Raw genomic sequence first — 17,398 nt, 5'->3', positions numbered from 1 at the left:
TTACTCAGCATTAAATATGGCTGTATAACATGGGGTATATATAAAACTCTGACTTTTAACCATCTAAGTGAGAGAAGTTGGAAGGAAAAAGGGATTTCATGGGATTATCGATTATTTATAGTCGAGCGAGCGTTGGTGTTGAAGCACCTTTGGTTACGGTTGAAGTCCACATCAGTAATGGTATGCCCGGTTTTACACTGGTAGGACTTCCAGAGACGACAGTTAAGGAATCTAAAGACCGAGTACGTAGTGCCATCATCAATTCACGATTTGAGTTTCCGGCGAAGAGAATCACGGTGAATCTCGCTCCTGCGGATCTGCCTAAAGAGGGGGGGGCGATTTGATCTTCCTATTGCGTTAGGTATTTTGGCGGCGTCTGATCAGTTACCTCACGATAAGCTACTCTCACATGAATTTGTTGGCGAGCTAGCGCTTTCTGGAGAGCTAAGAGTCGTCAAAGGTGTTTTACCTGCTGCACTCGCCGCTAACAAAAGCCGTCGATGCTTAGTGGTGCCAGAAGGCAATGGTAATCAGGCGGCGTTGGTTGGCCGAGAGCACCATAAATCAGCATCAGGTCTACTCGATGTCTGTGCGTATTTGATGGGCCAACAAGCTTTATCCCTATATACCGACACTAAACAGATAAAGATGGTGCCGAAAACACGCGATTTACAGGATATCATCGGCCAACAACAGGGAAAGCGAGCTTTAGAGATTGCCGCAGCCGGAAATCACAACCTACTCTTTCTCGGTCCACCAAAAAAACACTGTGGAAGACGTAGGGTATCGCAAGAATAAGCCATCAGCAAAGACGATGTTATCAGTTTTCACTTAAGTCATTGTTCTTTATTAGATTGAATATGTAAACTATGGCATAGGTTTCTTCTTTATAAACTCAAGGAAAGGTAATGGGTAGTGTGTCAGTCCCACGAGTGAGCGATAAAGAGTTAGTTAAGTTCTTTATTGATAATATCCTCCTCAAGCATGAAGACTATGGCTTAAGCGATGAAGCCACTTGTCTAGTTCAATTGTCAGGTTTGCAAGTAACAGTTGATGTTCGGGGTGCTAGTGACCATAAAGACTTAATTGACTCTATCAGGAAGGGACATCAACTCTCTACAACGATAAGTGAGATATACCTTTCTGACCAATCCATGAATGGTTCAAGTGTTATCTACAAGAGAAGCAAAGAGAGTTTTATCGATTTGTTAGAGGTAACAGAGAGCAGATATGCAGTTTCTGATACTGCATATTATATTTATCGGAACTTGAATGCGCTCATACTAGAGCACGCTGCACCGACATTTAGTGCTAATAGTGATAATGCGCTTGAGATTGCTTCTGCTCACCATGAAGTATTAAAAAGACTTGAGGGAATGAGCGCTGAGTTAATTGAAAAGCAAGTTAAGCAAGTTCAAGACTTAGAGCGAGATAAGCAGAAATTCCTTGATGACCGCGGAGCAGATTTTGCTGAGAAGGTTAATGCTCAAGATGATGCGTATTCTAAGAAAGTTTCTGAGTTAGAAGCAGAATACAACCAGCGTAGACAAGAGTTGGATGAACGTCAGAAGAAAATTGATGATGCAGATAACACTTCTACTCGTCGTAAAACTACTACTCGAACACTGGATGAAGCACAGATAAAAGCGAGAGGCTTTAATTTCTCAGCTAATGTTACTGAGCGTTCAAACAAAGCAGTTAAATTTGCGATGGCTTTAGTTGCTATTGGAGTTGTTGGTTTAGTCCTTTCTCTTTATGAACTGTGGTCAATGCACAACATAGAATTAAGTAACCAAGCTACTCTCATAAGTGCGATGATAGAGGGTAAGATAAAGGAAAATGCAACAATAGCGACGCCTACATCTCAGTTCACTTATTTCTTATACTTCAGAATCCTAGCAAGCTCTGCTTTGGCTATTTCATCAATTGTGTATTTGATTCGTTGGCATAACAGTTGGGCTGACCGTATTGCCCAACAAGAGCTTGATAACCAGATTTTTATACGTGACTTGAATCGAGCACAGCTTGCAGTCGAGATGTCTCTGGAATGGAACGAAAAGAAAGACGGAGATATCCCACCTCGATTGCTTGAAGCACTGACCGAAGGTCTGTTTAAGCCGAAAGATACTCCGAGTAAAGAGTTACTACACCCAGCCGAGCAGATTGCCGCAGCTTTGGTTAAGACCGCTGATAAAGTGACTTTACCTCTTGGTGGAAGCACTCTTGAAACAACAGGTAAGAAGCTGCGAAAAGCCAATCCGATATCTTCTGTTCCTGAGCAAAAGGTTGGCTAAGACACTTATGCTAGATAACCCCAAAACCCAACGTAAGTTGAAGTTCTTTAATACTGCACGTAAGCGTATGTGTAAGGAGCTGAAATATGGAGTAGTGTATTCACTGCTTCTCTATTTTGTTTCAATTTCTGTTAATCCAAGCTTAGCTGTTCCCAAAATGATAGAGGCAGGTAACTCCCTACATTTAGTCATCTATAGCCTTTATGTTGCATTCCTTTCACTGATACTAATGGGGGCTTACCCTTTCAGGAAGTTCGCGCGGGCTGTCACTAAGTTTTCTGCTGTTGGCTTTGGTATCAATCTGGCTTACCTCTTCTATGCGTGGGAGACCGGAGAGTTAGGAAACCAGTTTGGTTATCTGTCTATTGGGACTGTATTTATCTACTACTCCATATTTTTAGCTTATGAAGGTGTTATTGAACTAAACAAAGATAAGACCTATAAGGAGGGGTTTAAGATACTTTCCAAGGTGTGCTCTCTAGCTATAGTGGTGTTTGTTCTTACCCATTTCGGATTGATATCAATATGGTGGACATATCTTTTAGTAGGGGCTGCATTATTGGTAATTTCCATAGCACTTGTTAAGTACAACAAATCAGGTAAAGACCCACTGGAAAACAAACATATAGAACTGTTCATAGTAACAAGCATTCTAGTTTTGTGTCTTGCTTTCTTCATTTCTTACGTTCTTGGAAATCTGGGTAGTCTCGTACTGTCAATAAACTAAACTATTTGGAAATGGTGAGTGTGTTTGTACTGGTTTAGTATGAGCACTCTCGCCATATCATCACTGCAAGATTCTAATACTCTCTCTATATACCCTTCATATCTGGCACTCATGGCGCAAGTCACACTGCTTTGAGTGAGCTCGTCAGAATGGATTTCTCTAATATCAAGTCGTTTAGTTAGCTGTTGAGCAGCGTGTAAAGGACTGTTGGCTTCGACTAGCTGATAGTTGTACCAGTCTGTTACGCAATAAAGCATACATATTCTCCTTAATACTAAGGCTTTTATAGCCGCCTTGAATAAAGAAAGCCTGTATGGTTTTAATATTTGCGAGTTGCAGTTTAGGTCTTACTACTTAAGCAACATTCCTTACGTATTCGAATGTTATTAAGAACCTATTTTTTGCATTAGTGACATCAAGTTTAGATTTGAGGTTTTAGGGTATGTGCCCAATGCACTTTTTCTTTTTACCCAAAAGGGGGAAGAGGGGTAGCTAACCCTAAGAAGCTAATAAAAACACAAAGTTAAAAGGGTGGTGAGTAAATGAAAAGGTTGTATCTATTATTGGTACTGGTTCTAGTTGGCTGTCAATCAACAAGTGGTGATTCTCGTTTCAGCCCAACGGCTACTAACGTTCGTGTTGAAAAAGTCGGTGTTCTTGTTCCGAATGATACTCGCACTGAAAAGAATATTGTGGACGAGATAAATACCAAAGGAACACAAGCTATAGCTCTGAATCGAGTTCTTGAGTTTATTAAGGATGAATCCGAAATACCTAATGCACTTAGGGCGAATGGTGTCACTCATGTACTTGTAGTGTCTGGTCGAATTGGACAAGAAAACATTAGATACTCTGGTTCTATCACCAACAGCAATACTAATGTGAATGCTTGGAGCACTGGCTATGCGACAGCAAGTACGAGCACGTACAGCACTCCCGTATATTCCTCAAATAACTATGCCACTGTTAACGGTAAGCTTTATCAATCAGATGGTGAGTTGATTTGGGTCACTGATGTGGAACTTGAGGCTCAAGGTACTTTTTATACTGGAGCTAAAGCAATGTCAGAGGGTGTAGCCAAAGGCTTGGTTGCTGAAATGAAAAAGAGTGGTTTGCTAGCCAGCAAGTAAAAATCCAAGTTGTTTGATGCAGAAGCCTGTCAGGAAACTGATGGGCTTTTTTATGCGTGTAATTTGGGTAGTTAATCAAGATGCCATTTTGTTTTAAAACAGCCTGATTTAGCGCTGTCAGACCTTAAAACCTAGAACTTACATATCAATAGCTTACAGATGAATTTGGTGCTGATTATTTGAGCTTAGAGGCGGATTATATCTATTATGTTAAATTGTCATTACTCTGCTTTTATGGAAGCACACTAATTACAGCAAGTTCATTCAGATTTCACACAGAAGCGCCTAAAACCTACCTAATCGCTCAGCTATAGAGCACGTCTCGATATTCACCATTTATGCAGTTTCACTCAACGCCAGCTAGTTGAGAAGTCATTCCTAGTTGTTTACTTAGGAGTGACGTTTTCTGCTGCCTATCAAGCCTACTTCGCCTATTTGACCTACCCAATAGATACGTAATCCATTCATAGATTCTTACATCTAGGGGTTTTCGGCTTTGGTAATCATGCGTATATATCAGCCCTAACGGAGTGGCACAGGAAATTAGGAGGACTCATTTATCACAAAAACGTGCCTATCCCGTTATATATAAGTATGGATTTGATGTTCCTTGATGTCACAAAAAGAGTAGTTTTCCGTAATCTAAATACAGTAACACTGAAAAGTTACGTAGCTTGCCGAAGTGTAGCGAGGTGAACGAAGTGAGCGAGTAACAAGGATAGTAAGAGATATACCTCAGGTGCTTCCTGAGGAGTACTTCTTGAGAATTACGCATTTCAGCACTGTTAAACAGCAGTTCGGTTTCTTTGCTGAATGTACGTAAATGCGAGGTGACAACGACTTGAATATTAAGCAATGGCAGGAGGTTGGTTATCTAGTACTGACCAAACACTGCAAGAAGGAGAAGAAAGAGATGGCTAAAAAACATGGTGAAGACCGCAAAGCAGGCGGGGTCACCGATTTCATTAACGAACTATTGGAGAAGGAAAATGACAAGTAACGACAACATGCGCATACAGCTCAGGCACGGAATGGTTGCCAAAGCTAAGTGTGTCGCATCACACAACAACGTAAGCCCAACGAGGGCTGTATTAGATTTGATTGACCGTGCTTATGAGGAGCTACCAGACAATGCCAAACGAGACAGCAACACCCGATAATGCTCTGAAAAAAGCTAGAGCAATTAATAAATTTTCCCCTCTTCCACCAGCTTGGTGGCTTACCCAAGAAATCCCCCATACACCACTGATAGAAGGACTTTTGACTGAAGGTGAAAGCCTGATGGTTTATGGCAAGTCAGGAAGTGGTAAGAGTCTTTTTACTTACTCTCTCATTGAGGCTTTGAGTAGTCATCGAGGTGAGTTTATTGGGCGTGAGTGCGCAGTAGGTAAGAAGGTTTTATATCTAGACGGAGAGATGAGTAATCGGTCTATTCAAGCTCGAATGATGCAGCTTGGGGCTAACGAGAACATTACTTACTGTGCCGTTGTTAATAGCCCAGAACCTTGGAACCTATGCATTGAAGCAGATGTAGGGGAAGTTTTGAGAATGGCGAAAGATTATGACTTGGTTGTGCTCGATTCAGTGCGAACACTGTTCATGATGAGTGATGAAAACAGTATGGACTCTTGGCAGCCAGTGAATAGCTTAGTTACTTCGCTGAGAGGTGTTGGTTGCACTGTGATAGTGATTCACCATGCCAACAAAGGAGAGGATACGGTTTACGCAGGTAGCAGTAACGCAATTACTGTTTTTGATAGAACTCTTGGGGTTACTCAAAACCAACGAGGTGTTTGGCAGCTACAACCAGAGAAATGCCGAGATGGTGAGGGTTGGGGGCGCTGGGTAACTGAGCAAAGCTTGGTGGTTGGCGCTGATGGTTTTGAAGTTGAAGATGTGCACACCGTGAAAGAGGCTCAATTGAGAAGCGTGAAAGATGCTCTTGATGCTTTATCTGAGGGAGCTGGCTCACGAGAGCGAGTGAGTGCTGTGAATGGCATTTTAGACTTCGGTGTAGGGAATAAACCAACTTTCGCTGAGTTATGGAAGTCAGGGAAGGAGTGGTTCTTGTACTGGGAGGATGACCTAGGCATAGCTACACAGAAAGACATGGCAGCATGGATAAATAACCCAACATCGCCAGAAGAGAGCGTGACAACGGATGTAACGCCTTTAGACCTAGGCACTTCTGACCACCAAAGACCATTTTAAGGAGAGCACTGAATGAAAGAGCAAGAGTTCATGGATTGTACCGGCTTGATTAAACAAAACATCAAACTACCTTCGACCGATAACCTAGGGATAGAACACTTCACCATACCTGATGCGGTGATGATGGGGAGGAAGGCTACTCAAGAAGATGAGGAAGAAAGCCAAGTAGAGCTAATCCTTTTGGAATATAAGAATGGGGTTATGTTGAACACGAATGGTGCTAGAGGTGGTAGAGAAGCCGCTGAGAACCAGAAAGGTCGAGAGATTATCAAGCGATTACCACCAGCGATGCGAGATTCCTTTGACCCCAAAGTGGACGCTGATAGACGCAGAGCTTGGGGTTTTCTGACTGGTAGGCAACAACAGTACATTGCTTCTCGCTATGGCTGGAATCACTCGATATACAAAATGATAACCATGCTCCACCACAACCGAGAGCGAGCTATTAGTGAGACCCCAGAAGGGGAGGAGCCAATCCAAGTAAGAGTGATTGTGGTAGACCCGAAACTCAACCATCACCTAGCGGATGGGGATTACGTCAAGAAGACGCTCACCAAACTGTGGAAGAGTGGCGTTGAGACTATGACCCCAACTGAGTTAGAGCAGGAGCTTGAGGGTAGTTACTGGCAGGTATCGCCAGCGATGTTTGGGAAGGTTTAACCTCAGAAATTACGCAATTACGCACTGTTACACAGCAGCTTGGTATTTCTTGCTGAGTTTGCTGATATGACACGGTAAAAAACAACAAGGGAGTCGCTATTTGGCGGCTCTTTGGCGCATGGAGGCGCACTATTTATGGAAATGAAACAAGTAAAAGAACACTGGATTGAAGAGGATGTTTGGTTAAAGCAAGCAGACACAATGTTCAAGTTGAGTGTTATTGAAAGAGCAACAGATGATGAGTTGCTGATTATGTATGCCAACCCTGACCACATAGAGTTCAGAAAGCAGATGTGCTACACGGTGTGCAAGTATGGGGAAAGTGATAGCTGGACGAGGTTGTTTGAGCGCTACTGTGCTGGTGGTCGAAAGCCTACCGCTGATGAATACAATGCCATTGCAGATGACGCTGAAAGAGAGACCAATAGCCACTTAGTAGTTGAGTTTTTCAGGAAACAGGCAAGAGCAACAGCGGCTGAAGAAGCCCGCAATACGGAACAACAGGGAGGTTAATGCCAATGGAAGGTAGAGATAGCAAAGGGCGTTTTACTAAAGGTAACGACGCTGGAAAGAACAGTCCACGCAACAAGTTAGCAGCGAAGACTTACCAAGCACTTAATAAGGCGCTGGATAAAACAAACCACGACTGGGTTGAGAGTTTGGTGGGGATGGCTACGGGCAGTCACCCTGATTTTGAGCAGTTGGAGTATGTGAAAGACAAGCTAACGTTACAGCAAAAAGCGATGGATATGCTGGTCAAGATGGTGCTGAAAAACACACCAACAATGATAGAACTTGATGATGTGGCTGCGGAAGACAAGCCAGCAACATTAACACCAGAACAACGAAAGAAAGTTATCGCGCAGCTTGAAGCAGCATAGGGGGATATATGACAGAGCAAACTATTAGGGTTGATTATTTAGCACTGGCTAAGGGTATAGAAAACCTAGAAAAAGAACACGGATTACCAGAAGGTTATCTTTCAAAAGGCACTAAGCTTTTTGCCGCTGAAGAGTGGGAAGACCTCGAAGATGATGAAGGTACAATGTATCCTAACTATGAGCGCAGTAAGGTTTCAGGATTGATTCGAAATAAGAACAGTCGTCGTGTGTTGAAGCCTAACGCCAAAGGCAAGGTGAATGTTACCAACTACCACGGAGAGAGAACTCAGATGCGTGTTGTTTGGAAGCGCTAGGGTTTCAGTTGTCGGTGAAGCTAATTGGTAGACTTGTTTGTTGGTTAGCACCGTTAACAAGCGAATAAACCGAGTGCTTACGTGTCTCTGCATGCGATGGGATTCTCTGTTCTATTATGTGCCATGTGCGCTATGAAACCATGTTGAATCTGGTAATCTATCACCAATATCATGTAGTTGGATTCAGGGATAACAAATGAGAAAACCAAGAATATTCATTGCTTCTGCCGCTGAAAGTTTAGATGTAGCGAATGCCATTAATTCAAACTTAGACCACGAGGCAGAAGTCACTGTATGGAAAGATGGGTTTAATCTATCCCAGAATACAATTGATGACTTGGTTAAAAAGGCGGAGTCAGTGGATTTCGCTATTTTTGTATTTACACCAGATGACGTAAGTACCATTAGAGACCAAACAAAGCGTATTGTTAGGGATAACGTTGTGTTTGAGTTGGGGTTGTTTACAGGTACGCTGGGTAAAGAACGCTGCTTTATGGTGAAGCCAAGGGGCGAGAAGTTGCATCTTCCTTCTGACTTACTTGGATTGAACCCAGCCGAATATGAAGGCAATAGGTCTGACGGTAACTTAGAGGCAGCGGTAAACCATCCTTGCACTCAGATAAGAAACGAAGTTAAACGACTTGGGTTGTTGACTCCGAATATAGACACGCCAGCCCAAGAGAGAAGGCAAGTGAACTATAAGTACAAGATGGGAGAACCAGAGCACGCGTTGTTAGCGGAGCTTATGAAAAGCTACAACACTTCGACTGAGGGTGTTGGATTGTGGGGCGTGTTTAATGAGTTAAAGTACATAGACGATAGCTTACTAAACATTGCGACAGTCAAGCTTGAAAGAATGGGGCTAATCGACAAGCGTATTGCCATAGATGAACAGTACAACAACGAGGAGTATTTTGCTTTCTCGGTGACTGCTGATGGTGTTGACTATCTATTGGACAATGAGCATTTGCTACACCCGAAACCCCAACAAAAGCCGCAACAAAACCTAATGCCGCCTGTTCAACAATGGCAGTCACCAACACAAGAGTCTGTAAACACAGATGATGACATTCCCTTTTGAGGATAATTAGGAGCCGCGAGGGCTCCTTTTTTATGCCTGTAATCTTTCCAGAGGCAGCGCTTGTATTACGGCACAGCTTCTTAGCGATAGAGCTCGTTACACGAGAAATTCAGCATTTACGCACTGTAATACAGCATCTTGTAAGTCATGCTGAATGTGCTGAGTTTCTAAAACCAACTGTTAATCTCATCCTTGTCGTAGGTGTCGCTGTCAATTGCATGCTCACTCACTGGCGCGGTTGGTATGTGGTAAACGTGTACTTTCCCATTCTTGATTATGATGTTGTATGGCTCAGGGGTATCTCCAACGAACACGGCTATTGTGAGTTCACCTCGATTAACTTTGTATAGTTCTATTTTGCTGAAGGATGAGCGTATTAACTCCCGAAGTTGTAGGCGTTTATCGTCCTCGTGTACATCGAGAAAACTAATGTCTATCTTTGACCAATCTTCGCTGGTGGCTTGAGGGAGTGCTACTGCTTCCAATTTGGCTGCTGAGAGCTCATTGTTGAGTTGTTGGATGTCTCGTTCAAGTTGTTGTGTTTGAAGCAATGCAGCTTTACTGACGCCGTATTCAGCCATCAAATCAGAGGCTTCTTGGTGCTGAGTTTCTTTTTCGTATATGGCTTGCTCCAATTCGCTGAAATCAGGTGTTTGAGCTTTGGTGGCACTGTCCCAGATTATCCATTGAGCTAGCTGAATAAGCCCTTTTTCGAGATAGGTTGATTTAAGGTTCCAGCCTTCACAATCAGTGGTTTGTCGTTTTTTACCATTGCAGAAGTAAGTCATCGAACCACGGGATATAGCGTAGTTTGCGCCTACGGTTGCACCACAGTTAGAACAATAGGCAATGTCCATTCCTGTAACTACAGATATTCGTTGGCTTGCAGAGCGTGGTGTATGGCGTTTCTGTCTTAGTGCTCGTAACTGGTGAAGCTCATCCAAGGTTAGTAGCGCTGGAAAGTAGTTTGTTAATCTGTACTCAACACCTTCTAGGTTTACGGTTTTGATGCCAGCCAGCATATCAGTGCTTGTTATCTTTGATGGGATTTCAGTAGACCAAGTACGTTGGGGGTATGTTTCTCGGAGGTATACGAGAATGCGTCTAGTGCCTTTGCCTTGTTTGATTTGGGCAATGATGTCCTTCGCTGCCTGATAGAGTTTAGGGTGAGGCTTAACAACACCATTCTCAACCTTAACCCAGAATGGTTCGCTGCCAACTGATTTGATGGAGTAGGCGTATCCTTCAGAGGAGCGTTTACCTTCGTTGTGCTCTTTTATCATTTGCAGTGCATGCCCAGTTGTACGCTTTGATTTCTTTAAACTTTCCTCATGGGCTTGAGCCAATATGATGATGGATACAATCAAATCACCAGTTAGGTTGGGGCTATCAGGCTCGTATAGCTTTTCATCAATCGCAGTATAGATTTGGATGCCGCTGTTCAGGACGGAGAGGAAAAGCTCAAGGGCGTGATTGGTTCGTTGTCTGCTGATACGGTCAAGGCTAGTGATTGCAAGGATAGAGCCTTTAGCTATGTCTCCTGACTTGATGAGGCTTTGGAGCTTACCAAAGTCGTGGTCTAGGTGATCGCCCTTGTAGCCACTTCGACCTTCATCACTGAAAGAACGTTCATCAATAGGTAAGTTATACTTCTGGCTCAGGTGCTCTAATAGCTTGTTATCACGCTGCTGAGCGATGCCTGTACCTGCTAACTGCTTAGCGCTGGAAACTCTGCTGTAGCTGATTATTGATGGGTGTTTTTTCACATCTACTACCTCTAGGCTGCTGTCTACTTACAGTGGTAATCAAAAGCGTAATGGTCGTAATTTGTATCTACATACTTATATGAGATATGAAGATGGTTGATATTTTCTGCAGTCAAGAGGTTTTCTTTAAACCCATTGCATTGGTATTTGGCATGACTATTAAAGTAATCAATGAATTCAGGCTCTGTTTTGAAATCTGCTACGCTAAATTCGGGATTATCTACGATAAAGTTATATTTAACTAGAACAGCATCGTCATACATAGTGGCTAATATGTTTGCTAGGACAGTATGCTCATCAACTCTATTTCCAGACATAGAAGAGAAAGCACGGTTCATCTTATCCAAGTCAGACTGAGTGAATTGATTGGCTGACGCTGATGTTGATACAGCTATAGCAGCAAAAAGTAGAGCAGTAGTTTCAGCTTTCATTATCTCTACCTCGCAATCTCGTTCATACAGTGTTTGTAAGCATGTACGGCTTTTCTAGAGAAAACATTGCGACTGTATACCACGTCATGTATTTGAGCACCCTGATAGATGGACATCTTAAGACCATTATCTGAATCGATTAAATCAAGCCACTCTTCAATGGTTTTCATACTTCTGCTAGACAGTCCCTTAACATTTTTTGGAAGTGTTTTGCTGTAGCTGCGGAAGAAATTAAGTTCAACTTTTGTCTTCATTCCAAGTAGTGCTTTTGCACCTCTTGACCTACCTACCTCTGCGTATCCATTTGAATTGGAGAATTGATGGTTGTGAGCGCCAATCATCAGCCACCCACTGCCGTTTTGTGTGCCTCTTATACCGATAGTATTAAGGTCACCGAAGGTAAAATTCCTACCACCAATCCTTTCACGCATTCTGATTTTGTTGTGTCTCTCTATGTCACACCCTTGAGTACCGTCGGTGAACTCGATTTTCTTGACGACAGTAGAATCATTTTTGTTGTTCTCTGCGTAAATGGTCTGAGCTTGTAGGTTTGTAGCAAGAAGTGCTGATGCAAATGATATTGCCAAGGATATTTTTTTCATGTTGGTTTCCAATTTTAAGCCTAGTCCTTGGCAACCGATGAACGATCTCGTGCAAGATTTTACTTGATGTTCGAACTGGTTAAAAAGTAGCTTCTATTCGACTGCCAGATAGTAAGTATTTTTGTATTACTCATTGTGTTTTCAGTCCTCCTGGAACCGGAAAAACCATGTTGGCCTCACGGCTTTGCGACCTATTACCTGAAATGAGCGAACAAGAAGCGATGGAAACTGCCTCGGTCGCGTCGTTGACGCAGCAAGAAATCAATGAAGACAATTGGAAAACGCGGCCTTTTCGTGCCCCTCATCATTCGAGTTCTATGGCTGCATTAGTTGGCGGAGGTTCGATACCAAGACCAGGAGAAATTTCTCTGGCACATAATGGATTACTATTCCTCGACGAAATCCAGTTTATCCCAATGACTTTAATTTATCAAAGTAATAGTAATTCATTGAATTTAATTGGAATTAACACTCACTAATGTCCTTTATTTATTTTGACAACTATCACTCTGACTACTAACGTTATAGTTTGTTGTCAATGTATGAGGTTTGGTTGTGAATGTAAAAACACTAAATGAGCTTTCTTTATTAAAAACTGCATTGTCAGTCGAATACTCTAACTACCTAGCGCTTGCTGCTGAACCCTCAAGCCAAATACAGTCAATGTTGAATCTTTATGCAGCATACTGCTACTTGGTTAAACAAGGTAACTACAGTGCATTGGAAATACTGAATGATTCAAGCTCACTTAATGCACACTTCCAGTCGCTCATTGGCTTTTTATATAGCAATGATGATATCACTATCAAGCGCAGATATGACTTAGGCAATGAACTCAAAAGACTTTTCCGCTACATTGCGCAAGATAAACATTTAACTCTTGATGAAGTAAAGCTTACGAATCTAAAAATCACAGAAGACGTTTCGAGCTGTCTAGCTCAGTTCCGAAAGCTCAATATAGATAAAACAAAAGCCGACTACCTTGATGGTTGGCAGGTGATGTCAAAAGAAGGCAAAGAACATGAGGCTCATCTGGATACGCTTTATGTTAATTTTGGTGAAGCGTTTACCAACAAGGTTCATCTAGCTCTTAAAAACTATGCTTTTACACAAAAATCATCATCTTTGAGTTCTACATTAAAAGAACTCAAAACACTCTTTGTGGGCATCTCCACGGTTTATAACGACCGAGACGGACTAACAATAGAAACCCTTTTAAGCCGTAATCATGTGCAGCTACTTTTCCATAAGGTGTTTAAAGTGCTATTTGTGCGCTCTCAAGCAGCCCATAACTGCCCAAAAGGTTTTCATACTAAGTGGCGAAATACCATTACCTATTATACCGAGTGCTTTATCAGCACAGGTGTTTTTGCTGAACCTCACAAACCATTCATCGCTCCAGTCTGGAAAGACCCAAAAGATGCAGCACCCACCTTTTCAATTGGTGGCAATGCGACGCAGCCAGAAAACCTTCGATGGTTTGCTAACATTCCACTCAAAATTAAAGATGAAGAGGCTGTTTCAATTATTCAGCAACGTGTAGATCGAGACATGGCGCATGTCAGGCATGTGTGTCTCTTGAAATTTGAGGAGCTTTTAGAGCGAGAGGATAGAAATATAGCCTTTCAGAGCACTGGCTCTGTCAAGCCACTGAGTAGTAATAATAGCAACAACCCTCAATATAAAAACTTTGTCGGTGAAGATAAGTTAGATAATACAGTAGCAACCTTTTATGCGCACGGCATCGCTGCAAAAGATACTAACTATGCATCATTTTTGGGGTTTCACGGAAATGCTGACCAACTCAACACAGAGTTAAATTTACCAACCAAATCAACACTGAATGTTCTTTTGACGCTTCTTGTGCTGGAGCATCCTCTGATAACACCTTCTTGGTTAGCAAAATGGGACTTATTTGATGTAAATGGCAATATGGTGGGCTATAAGCAAGTTGGTAATCAGCACATTGCGGTCAGTTACAAATCACGCAAAGGGCCTACCAATGCGCAGCAAGAAGTAGTGCTCAATGAGTTTTCTAAACCTATAGTTGAGTTCTTGATTCGCCATACTCGCATGAGCCGTGAACACCTGCAGCAGAAAGGGGATGTGAATTGGCGAAAGATGATTTTGACCGCAACCGCTACCGTTGCGATACGCCCAAGCGCTCTCAATTCAACTCTTCTCTCAGCAAATGATTTTTATGATTGGCTTCAAGATGAAACACTCTTTGATAAGAGCAGCGACATAACCTTGGAAGATATCCAAGCCATCTCCTGTATCCATTCGTTACGTTCCATTAGACGACACAAAGGCTTTCAAATTTACTTGAAAACACGCTCAATGGATGCTGTTGCCGAGGCGCTTGGTCATGAAAAGAAGGATGCAAAACTACTGACATCTTACCTTCCTAAACCACTTATGGACTTTTTTAACGCACGTTGGATACGTCAATTCCAGAACGCTATTTTACTTGAAGCCATGAAAGATTCAGTGTATCGACTTGATGCGGTGAGCATGAGCGCCCAAGACATTGAAGAGTTCTTAAATAACCACGGCATAAGCAACATTCCAGAGCATCTCGATCATGGTTTTACTCAGCAGACGACTACTGACAGTGAAGTTTCAGAATCATTAGGGTTTGACCAGTTAACATACACTATATCGACATCACTTTTGCAGTTGTTGATGGCGATACGCTTTGTTGTTGAGAGTAGTGATGATGAGGAATCTTTTTTAGATATTGTTGCTCACTGGTATCAATCAGCAGTGTTTGTTTTAGATACCCTGAGTTCAGGCAAGCATAGTGCGGATGATGATTTAATGGGAATGCTTGATATTGCAACCAATAACATGCTAGATACTGACTCGATTAAGGGAGCGCTGCTATGTTAAGTGTTGCTATCGACAATTCCTCTATTGCTAACCTCATTGAAAACATCGTGGAAGACCATTCGCTTTTGAATGGCTTAAGTGCCGAGACTCTTGAAGATATTATCAATTTCTCAGTAGCTAATGATGACTATCGAGCATTAGATATCATCACGAATTTTCACACAGGCATCTACGGTTACGATGACAGACAACCAGAATGGTTAGAGTCCAGCTTTCCTGAAAACAAGTGGGTACTAACATTTGGCAAAACTCCAAAAACGATACATTGGGATACAGTGTACTTGGATGATGGTAAGAAGCTCACGGATAAAAAACACCAAAAGCTGTTAAACAGCTTTAAATACTGGATCACAGCAACAGATAATCCACTTGAAAACGGTGGAAAGATTATCAGTCCAACAGTGGCTTCTATAAAAGTTAACAAAGTTATCGCTCTCATCAATGCGGTCTTGCTGCACTCGAAAGAATTGAAGCTATCAAAATACCACCTTCTGAATGTAAATGACGACTTTTGGCTGAACATCTTGACGAAGTACGCCGAGCTCGGAAATTATCAAGGTGTGTATGAGATTGATAAACATACCAAGGCATTACTGAATAACGCTTCTCAGAGTGTTTCTGATACAGACGCACAAGCGTTTAAAGAGAAGTTCCCCTACGTTGCACAAGACATTGCGGAAGATGAAAGTTTCTTATTTCTAGCAGAGAGAGAGAAGGCGTGTGCTTGGCTTTTTGAGCAAGGCTATTATCACGCTGGAGAATCCACAAATTACACTGGCAGCAGTGCTGTACTAGGTAAACTGTTGTTTGATAGCAAGATGCTTTATCACGACATTAATCTCCCCAGATATCCAGAGCTTCATCTCAAAGCGCCAAAGCGAAACTTAGAGTATCGAGCGGTTGAGAATCAAGACACCTCAACAGGCACGAATCAACTGACTATCTCGCAATACATTGAAGCCATTCGATTGATTCAAACCAATTTTGAGCGTGAAGATGCGGCAAGTCCTTCAATCTTGTCCGAGCGTGTCAGTTCGGGGCATATTAGTCAGTTAGTTAGCTTAAAAAAAGTAGGACGTACCCGCACCTTACCGCCTACTTTTGTGTTTAATTTAATTCGTCAGTGCTATGAGTTTGCTAAAGAGCATCTACCAACAGAGGAAGGCTCTACTACTTTACTCGATGAAACATTAAGTCTGCTGTCTACAGCAAGAAGCAAATCTACTGCAACAAACTCCAATATACTCCGCCCAAATGAAAACGTTCTAGCTTGGAATGAAGAGTTGCATCGAGAGATGTCTGGTTCGGAGCAAGGGTACTGGTTTCAAACGGAGGCAATCAACTGTCTGAGTAGTGAATATCTGAAAAAAGGAGTAAAGCAGGTTCAAGCCTTTGCTGATAGCGTTGAAAATCGCTTTGAGCGGATTCGAGCTAATGAGAGCTTGTTTGATTTGTTCTCTGTACTGCAAGGCGCAATACAAGTCTTAGTGGGTGCAATCATGGCTCGAAGACAAGATGAATTAATCAAGTTGAAGTCACATGGCAACCTTTCACCTGATGTAAGCCCTTTTTCAGAAGCGGGTGCAAAAACAGAGTACAACCTGATATTTAAGGTAAAAAAAACTGGCTCAAAAGGGTTGAACGCAACAATAGAAAGACCAATTCCCTTATCTATCGCAAGGTTCATTTGGCAACTGGAGCAATTTAACATCAAAGCGTGTGAGTTGAGGCTATGCAAAGGAAAGTTATCTTTGTTTAACAAACTCAATTCAAAGCGCTCGCAGTTAAGCCAGGTTTCTAGCTCAACATATAATGCGCACCTTGATGCTTTATGCGATTACGTAGAAACGGATTTGGTAGATTACGGCAACGGTGAGTACCGCCGTAATTATGTCCGTCAGCATCAACTGAGACGTTTCTTTGCTATGGCGTTCTTTTGGTCTAAAGGTACTGATGGGATGGACGCCCTGCGTTGGATGTTAGTTCACTCAGATTTGGAGCATCTATACCACTATATCTCTGAGTCGGAAACTGGGGCGGTACTAAACGGAGCTAAAGCTAGTGTAATTGTTCGTGGTGTGGTCGATTCCACTTCTGAACTTGCGAAGCTAGAAGGAATCGAAGAGGTTCGCAAAATCATTGCAGAACGCCTGACAGGTGATAGTTCAACACCCATCACGATAGAGTCAGTGAGTGAAGCCGCAGAAGATTACGATGATGAGTCTTATCTAACCGTCCCTCATATAAGCCAACTTCAAAAAGAGCAGGATATTGAAACAGAGGTTATTCAGCTTTTAGAAGAAGGTCGAATCACGCTTGAACCAGAGTTCTTCACCACCGAAGATGGTGATGGAAATACAACTCATACCTTTAATCTAATTTTAAAAATCAAAGACCTTGATTGAGGAT

At 42.3% G+C, this 17,398-nt stretch carries 17 protein-coding genes and 2 pseudogenes; 15 read left to right on the top strand and 4 right to left on the bottom strand.

The window, feature by feature from the left end; all coding sequences use genetic code 11:
* Positions 1-98 precede the first annotated feature (98 nt).
* The 3 genes and pseudogenes from HOP38_RS16205 to HOP38_RS16195 all read left to right on the top strand — a co-directional run.
* Positions 99-759: pseudogene (locus tag HOP38_RS16205) on the top strand (magnesium chelatase domain-containing protein); the annotation flags it as partial.
* 149 nt (positions 760-908) lie between these two features.
* Positions 909-2,294 (top strand): hypothetical protein, encoded by a 1,386-nt coding sequence (locus HOP38_RS16200; protein WP_198558506.1) that lies wholly within the window; start codon positions 909-911, stop codon positions 2,292-2,294.
* A gap of 7 nt (positions 2,295-2,301) precedes the next feature.
* Positions 2,302-3,021, top strand: a complete 720-nt coding sequence (locus HOP38_RS16195; protein ID WP_198558505.1) for a hypothetical protein — start codon at positions 2,302-2,304, stop codon at positions 3,019-3,021.
* Here HOP38_RS16195 and HOP38_RS16190 read toward each other — a convergent pair.
* Positions 3,018-3,278 (bottom strand): hypothetical protein, encoded by a 261-nt coding sequence (locus HOP38_RS16190; RefSeq protein ID WP_198558504.1) that lies wholly within the window; start codon positions 3,276-3,278, stop codon positions 3,018-3,020. The two genes, HOP38_RS16195 and HOP38_RS16190, sit on opposite strands and share 4 nt — an antisense overlap.
* 285 nt (positions 3,279-3,563) lie before the next feature.
* On the opposite strand from HOP38_RS16190, the gene HOP38_RS16185 reads away from it, so the two are divergent.
* From HOP38_RS16185 to HOP38_RS16145, 9 genes are all read left to right on the top strand, one after another.
* Positions 3,564-4,151: a hypothetical protein gene (locus tag HOP38_RS16185; protein WP_198558503.1), complete on the top strand. Its 588-nt coding sequence runs from the start codon at positions 3,564-3,566 to the stop codon at positions 4,149-4,151.
* An 841-nt stretch (positions 4,152-4,992) separates the two neighbouring features.
* Positions 4,993-5,151: a hypothetical protein gene (locus tag HOP38_RS16180; RefSeq protein WP_198558502.1), complete on the top strand. Its 159-nt coding sequence runs from the start codon at positions 4,993-4,995 to the stop codon at positions 5,149-5,151.
* Positions 5,141-5,311, top strand: a complete 171-nt coding sequence (locus HOP38_RS16175; RefSeq protein WP_198558501.1) for a hypothetical protein — start codon at positions 5,141-5,143, stop codon at positions 5,309-5,311. Before HOP38_RS16180 ends, HOP38_RS16175 begins: the two co-directional genes overlap by 11 nt.
* Positions 5,283-6,362: an AAA family ATPase gene (locus HOP38_RS16170; RefSeq protein WP_198558500.1), complete on the top strand. Its 1,080-nt coding sequence runs from the start codon at positions 5,283-5,285 to the stop codon at positions 6,360-6,362. The genes HOP38_RS16175 and HOP38_RS16170 overlap by 29 nt, the downstream gene beginning before the upstream one ends.
* A gap of 12 nt (positions 6,363-6,374) precedes the next feature.
* The gene (locus HOP38_RS16165) at positions 6,375-7,022 is read left to right on the top strand and encodes a hypothetical protein (RefSeq protein WP_198558499.1); all 648 of its coding nucleotides are present in this window, start codon (positions 6,375-6,377) and stop codon (positions 7,020-7,022) included.
* Between the two features lie 135 nt (positions 7,023-7,157).
* Positions 7,158-7,535 (top strand): hypothetical protein, encoded by a 378-nt coding sequence (locus tag HOP38_RS16160; RefSeq protein WP_198558498.1) that lies wholly within the window; start codon positions 7,158-7,160, stop codon positions 7,533-7,535.
* A 5-nt stretch (positions 7,536-7,540) separates the two neighbouring features.
* Positions 7,541-7,903, top strand: a complete 363-nt coding sequence (locus HOP38_RS16155) for a hypothetical protein (RefSeq protein WP_198558497.1) — start codon at positions 7,541-7,543, stop codon at positions 7,901-7,903.
* Between the two features lie 8 nt (positions 7,904-7,911).
* Positions 7,912-8,217, top strand: coding sequence for a hypothetical protein (locus HOP38_RS16150; protein ID WP_198558496.1), 306 nt, complete (start codon positions 7,912-7,914; stop codon positions 8,215-8,217).
* 196 nt (positions 8,218-8,413) lie between these two features.
* A complete protein-coding gene (locus tag HOP38_RS16145) occupies positions 8,414-9,298 on the top strand; it encodes a TIR domain-containing protein (protein ID WP_198558495.1) in 885 nt (294 codons plus the stop codon).
* Between the two features lie 167 nt (positions 9,299-9,465).
* Here the strand turns inward: HOP38_RS16145 and HOP38_RS16140 are convergent, their stop codons facing one another.
* Genes HOP38_RS16140 through HOP38_RS16130 form a run of 3 tightly spaced genes read right to left on the bottom strand, consistent with a single transcriptional unit; the run spans position 9,466 to position 12,097 of the window.
* Positions 9,466-11,064, bottom strand: a complete 1,599-nt coding sequence (locus HOP38_RS16140) for a recombinase family protein (protein ID WP_198558494.1) — start codon at positions 11,062-11,064, stop codon at positions 9,466-9,468.
* Between the two features lie 23 nt (positions 11,065-11,087).
* Positions 11,088-11,495, bottom strand: coding sequence for a hypothetical protein (locus HOP38_RS16135; RefSeq protein ID WP_198558493.1), 408 nt, complete (start codon positions 11,493-11,495; stop codon positions 11,088-11,090).
* A 5-nt stretch (positions 11,496-11,500) separates the two neighbouring features.
* A complete protein-coding gene (locus HOP38_RS16130) occupies positions 11,501-12,097 on the bottom strand; it encodes a hypothetical protein (RefSeq protein WP_198558492.1) in 597 nt (198 codons plus the stop codon).
* A 146-nt stretch (positions 12,098-12,243) separates the two neighbouring features.
* Here HOP38_RS16130 and HOP38_RS16125 point away from each other — a divergent pair.
* From HOP38_RS16125 to HOP38_RS16115, 3 genes and pseudogenes are all read left to right on the top strand, one after another.
* A pseudogene (locus tag HOP38_RS16125) lies at positions 12,244-12,501 on the top strand (ATP-binding protein); the annotation flags it as partial.
* 151 nt (positions 12,502-12,652) lie between these two features.
* Positions 12,653-14,989, top strand: coding sequence for a hypothetical protein (locus HOP38_RS16120; protein WP_198558491.1), 2,337 nt, complete (start codon positions 12,653-12,655; stop codon positions 14,987-14,989).
* Positions 14,983-17,394, top strand: coding sequence for an integrase (locus HOP38_RS16115; protein WP_198558490.1), 2,412 nt, complete (start codon positions 14,983-14,985; stop codon positions 17,392-17,394). The genes HOP38_RS16120 and HOP38_RS16115 overlap by 7 nt, the downstream gene beginning before the upstream one ends.
* The last annotated feature ends 4 nt before the right edge of the window (positions 17,395-17,398 follow it).

Source organism: Vibrio mediterranei, assembly GCF_013364395.1.
Lineage (GTDB): Bacteria > Pseudomonadota > Gammaproteobacteria > Enterobacterales > Vibrionaceae > Vibrio > Vibrio mediterranei.
This window is presented reverse-complemented; position numbering and strand designations above follow the sequence as displayed.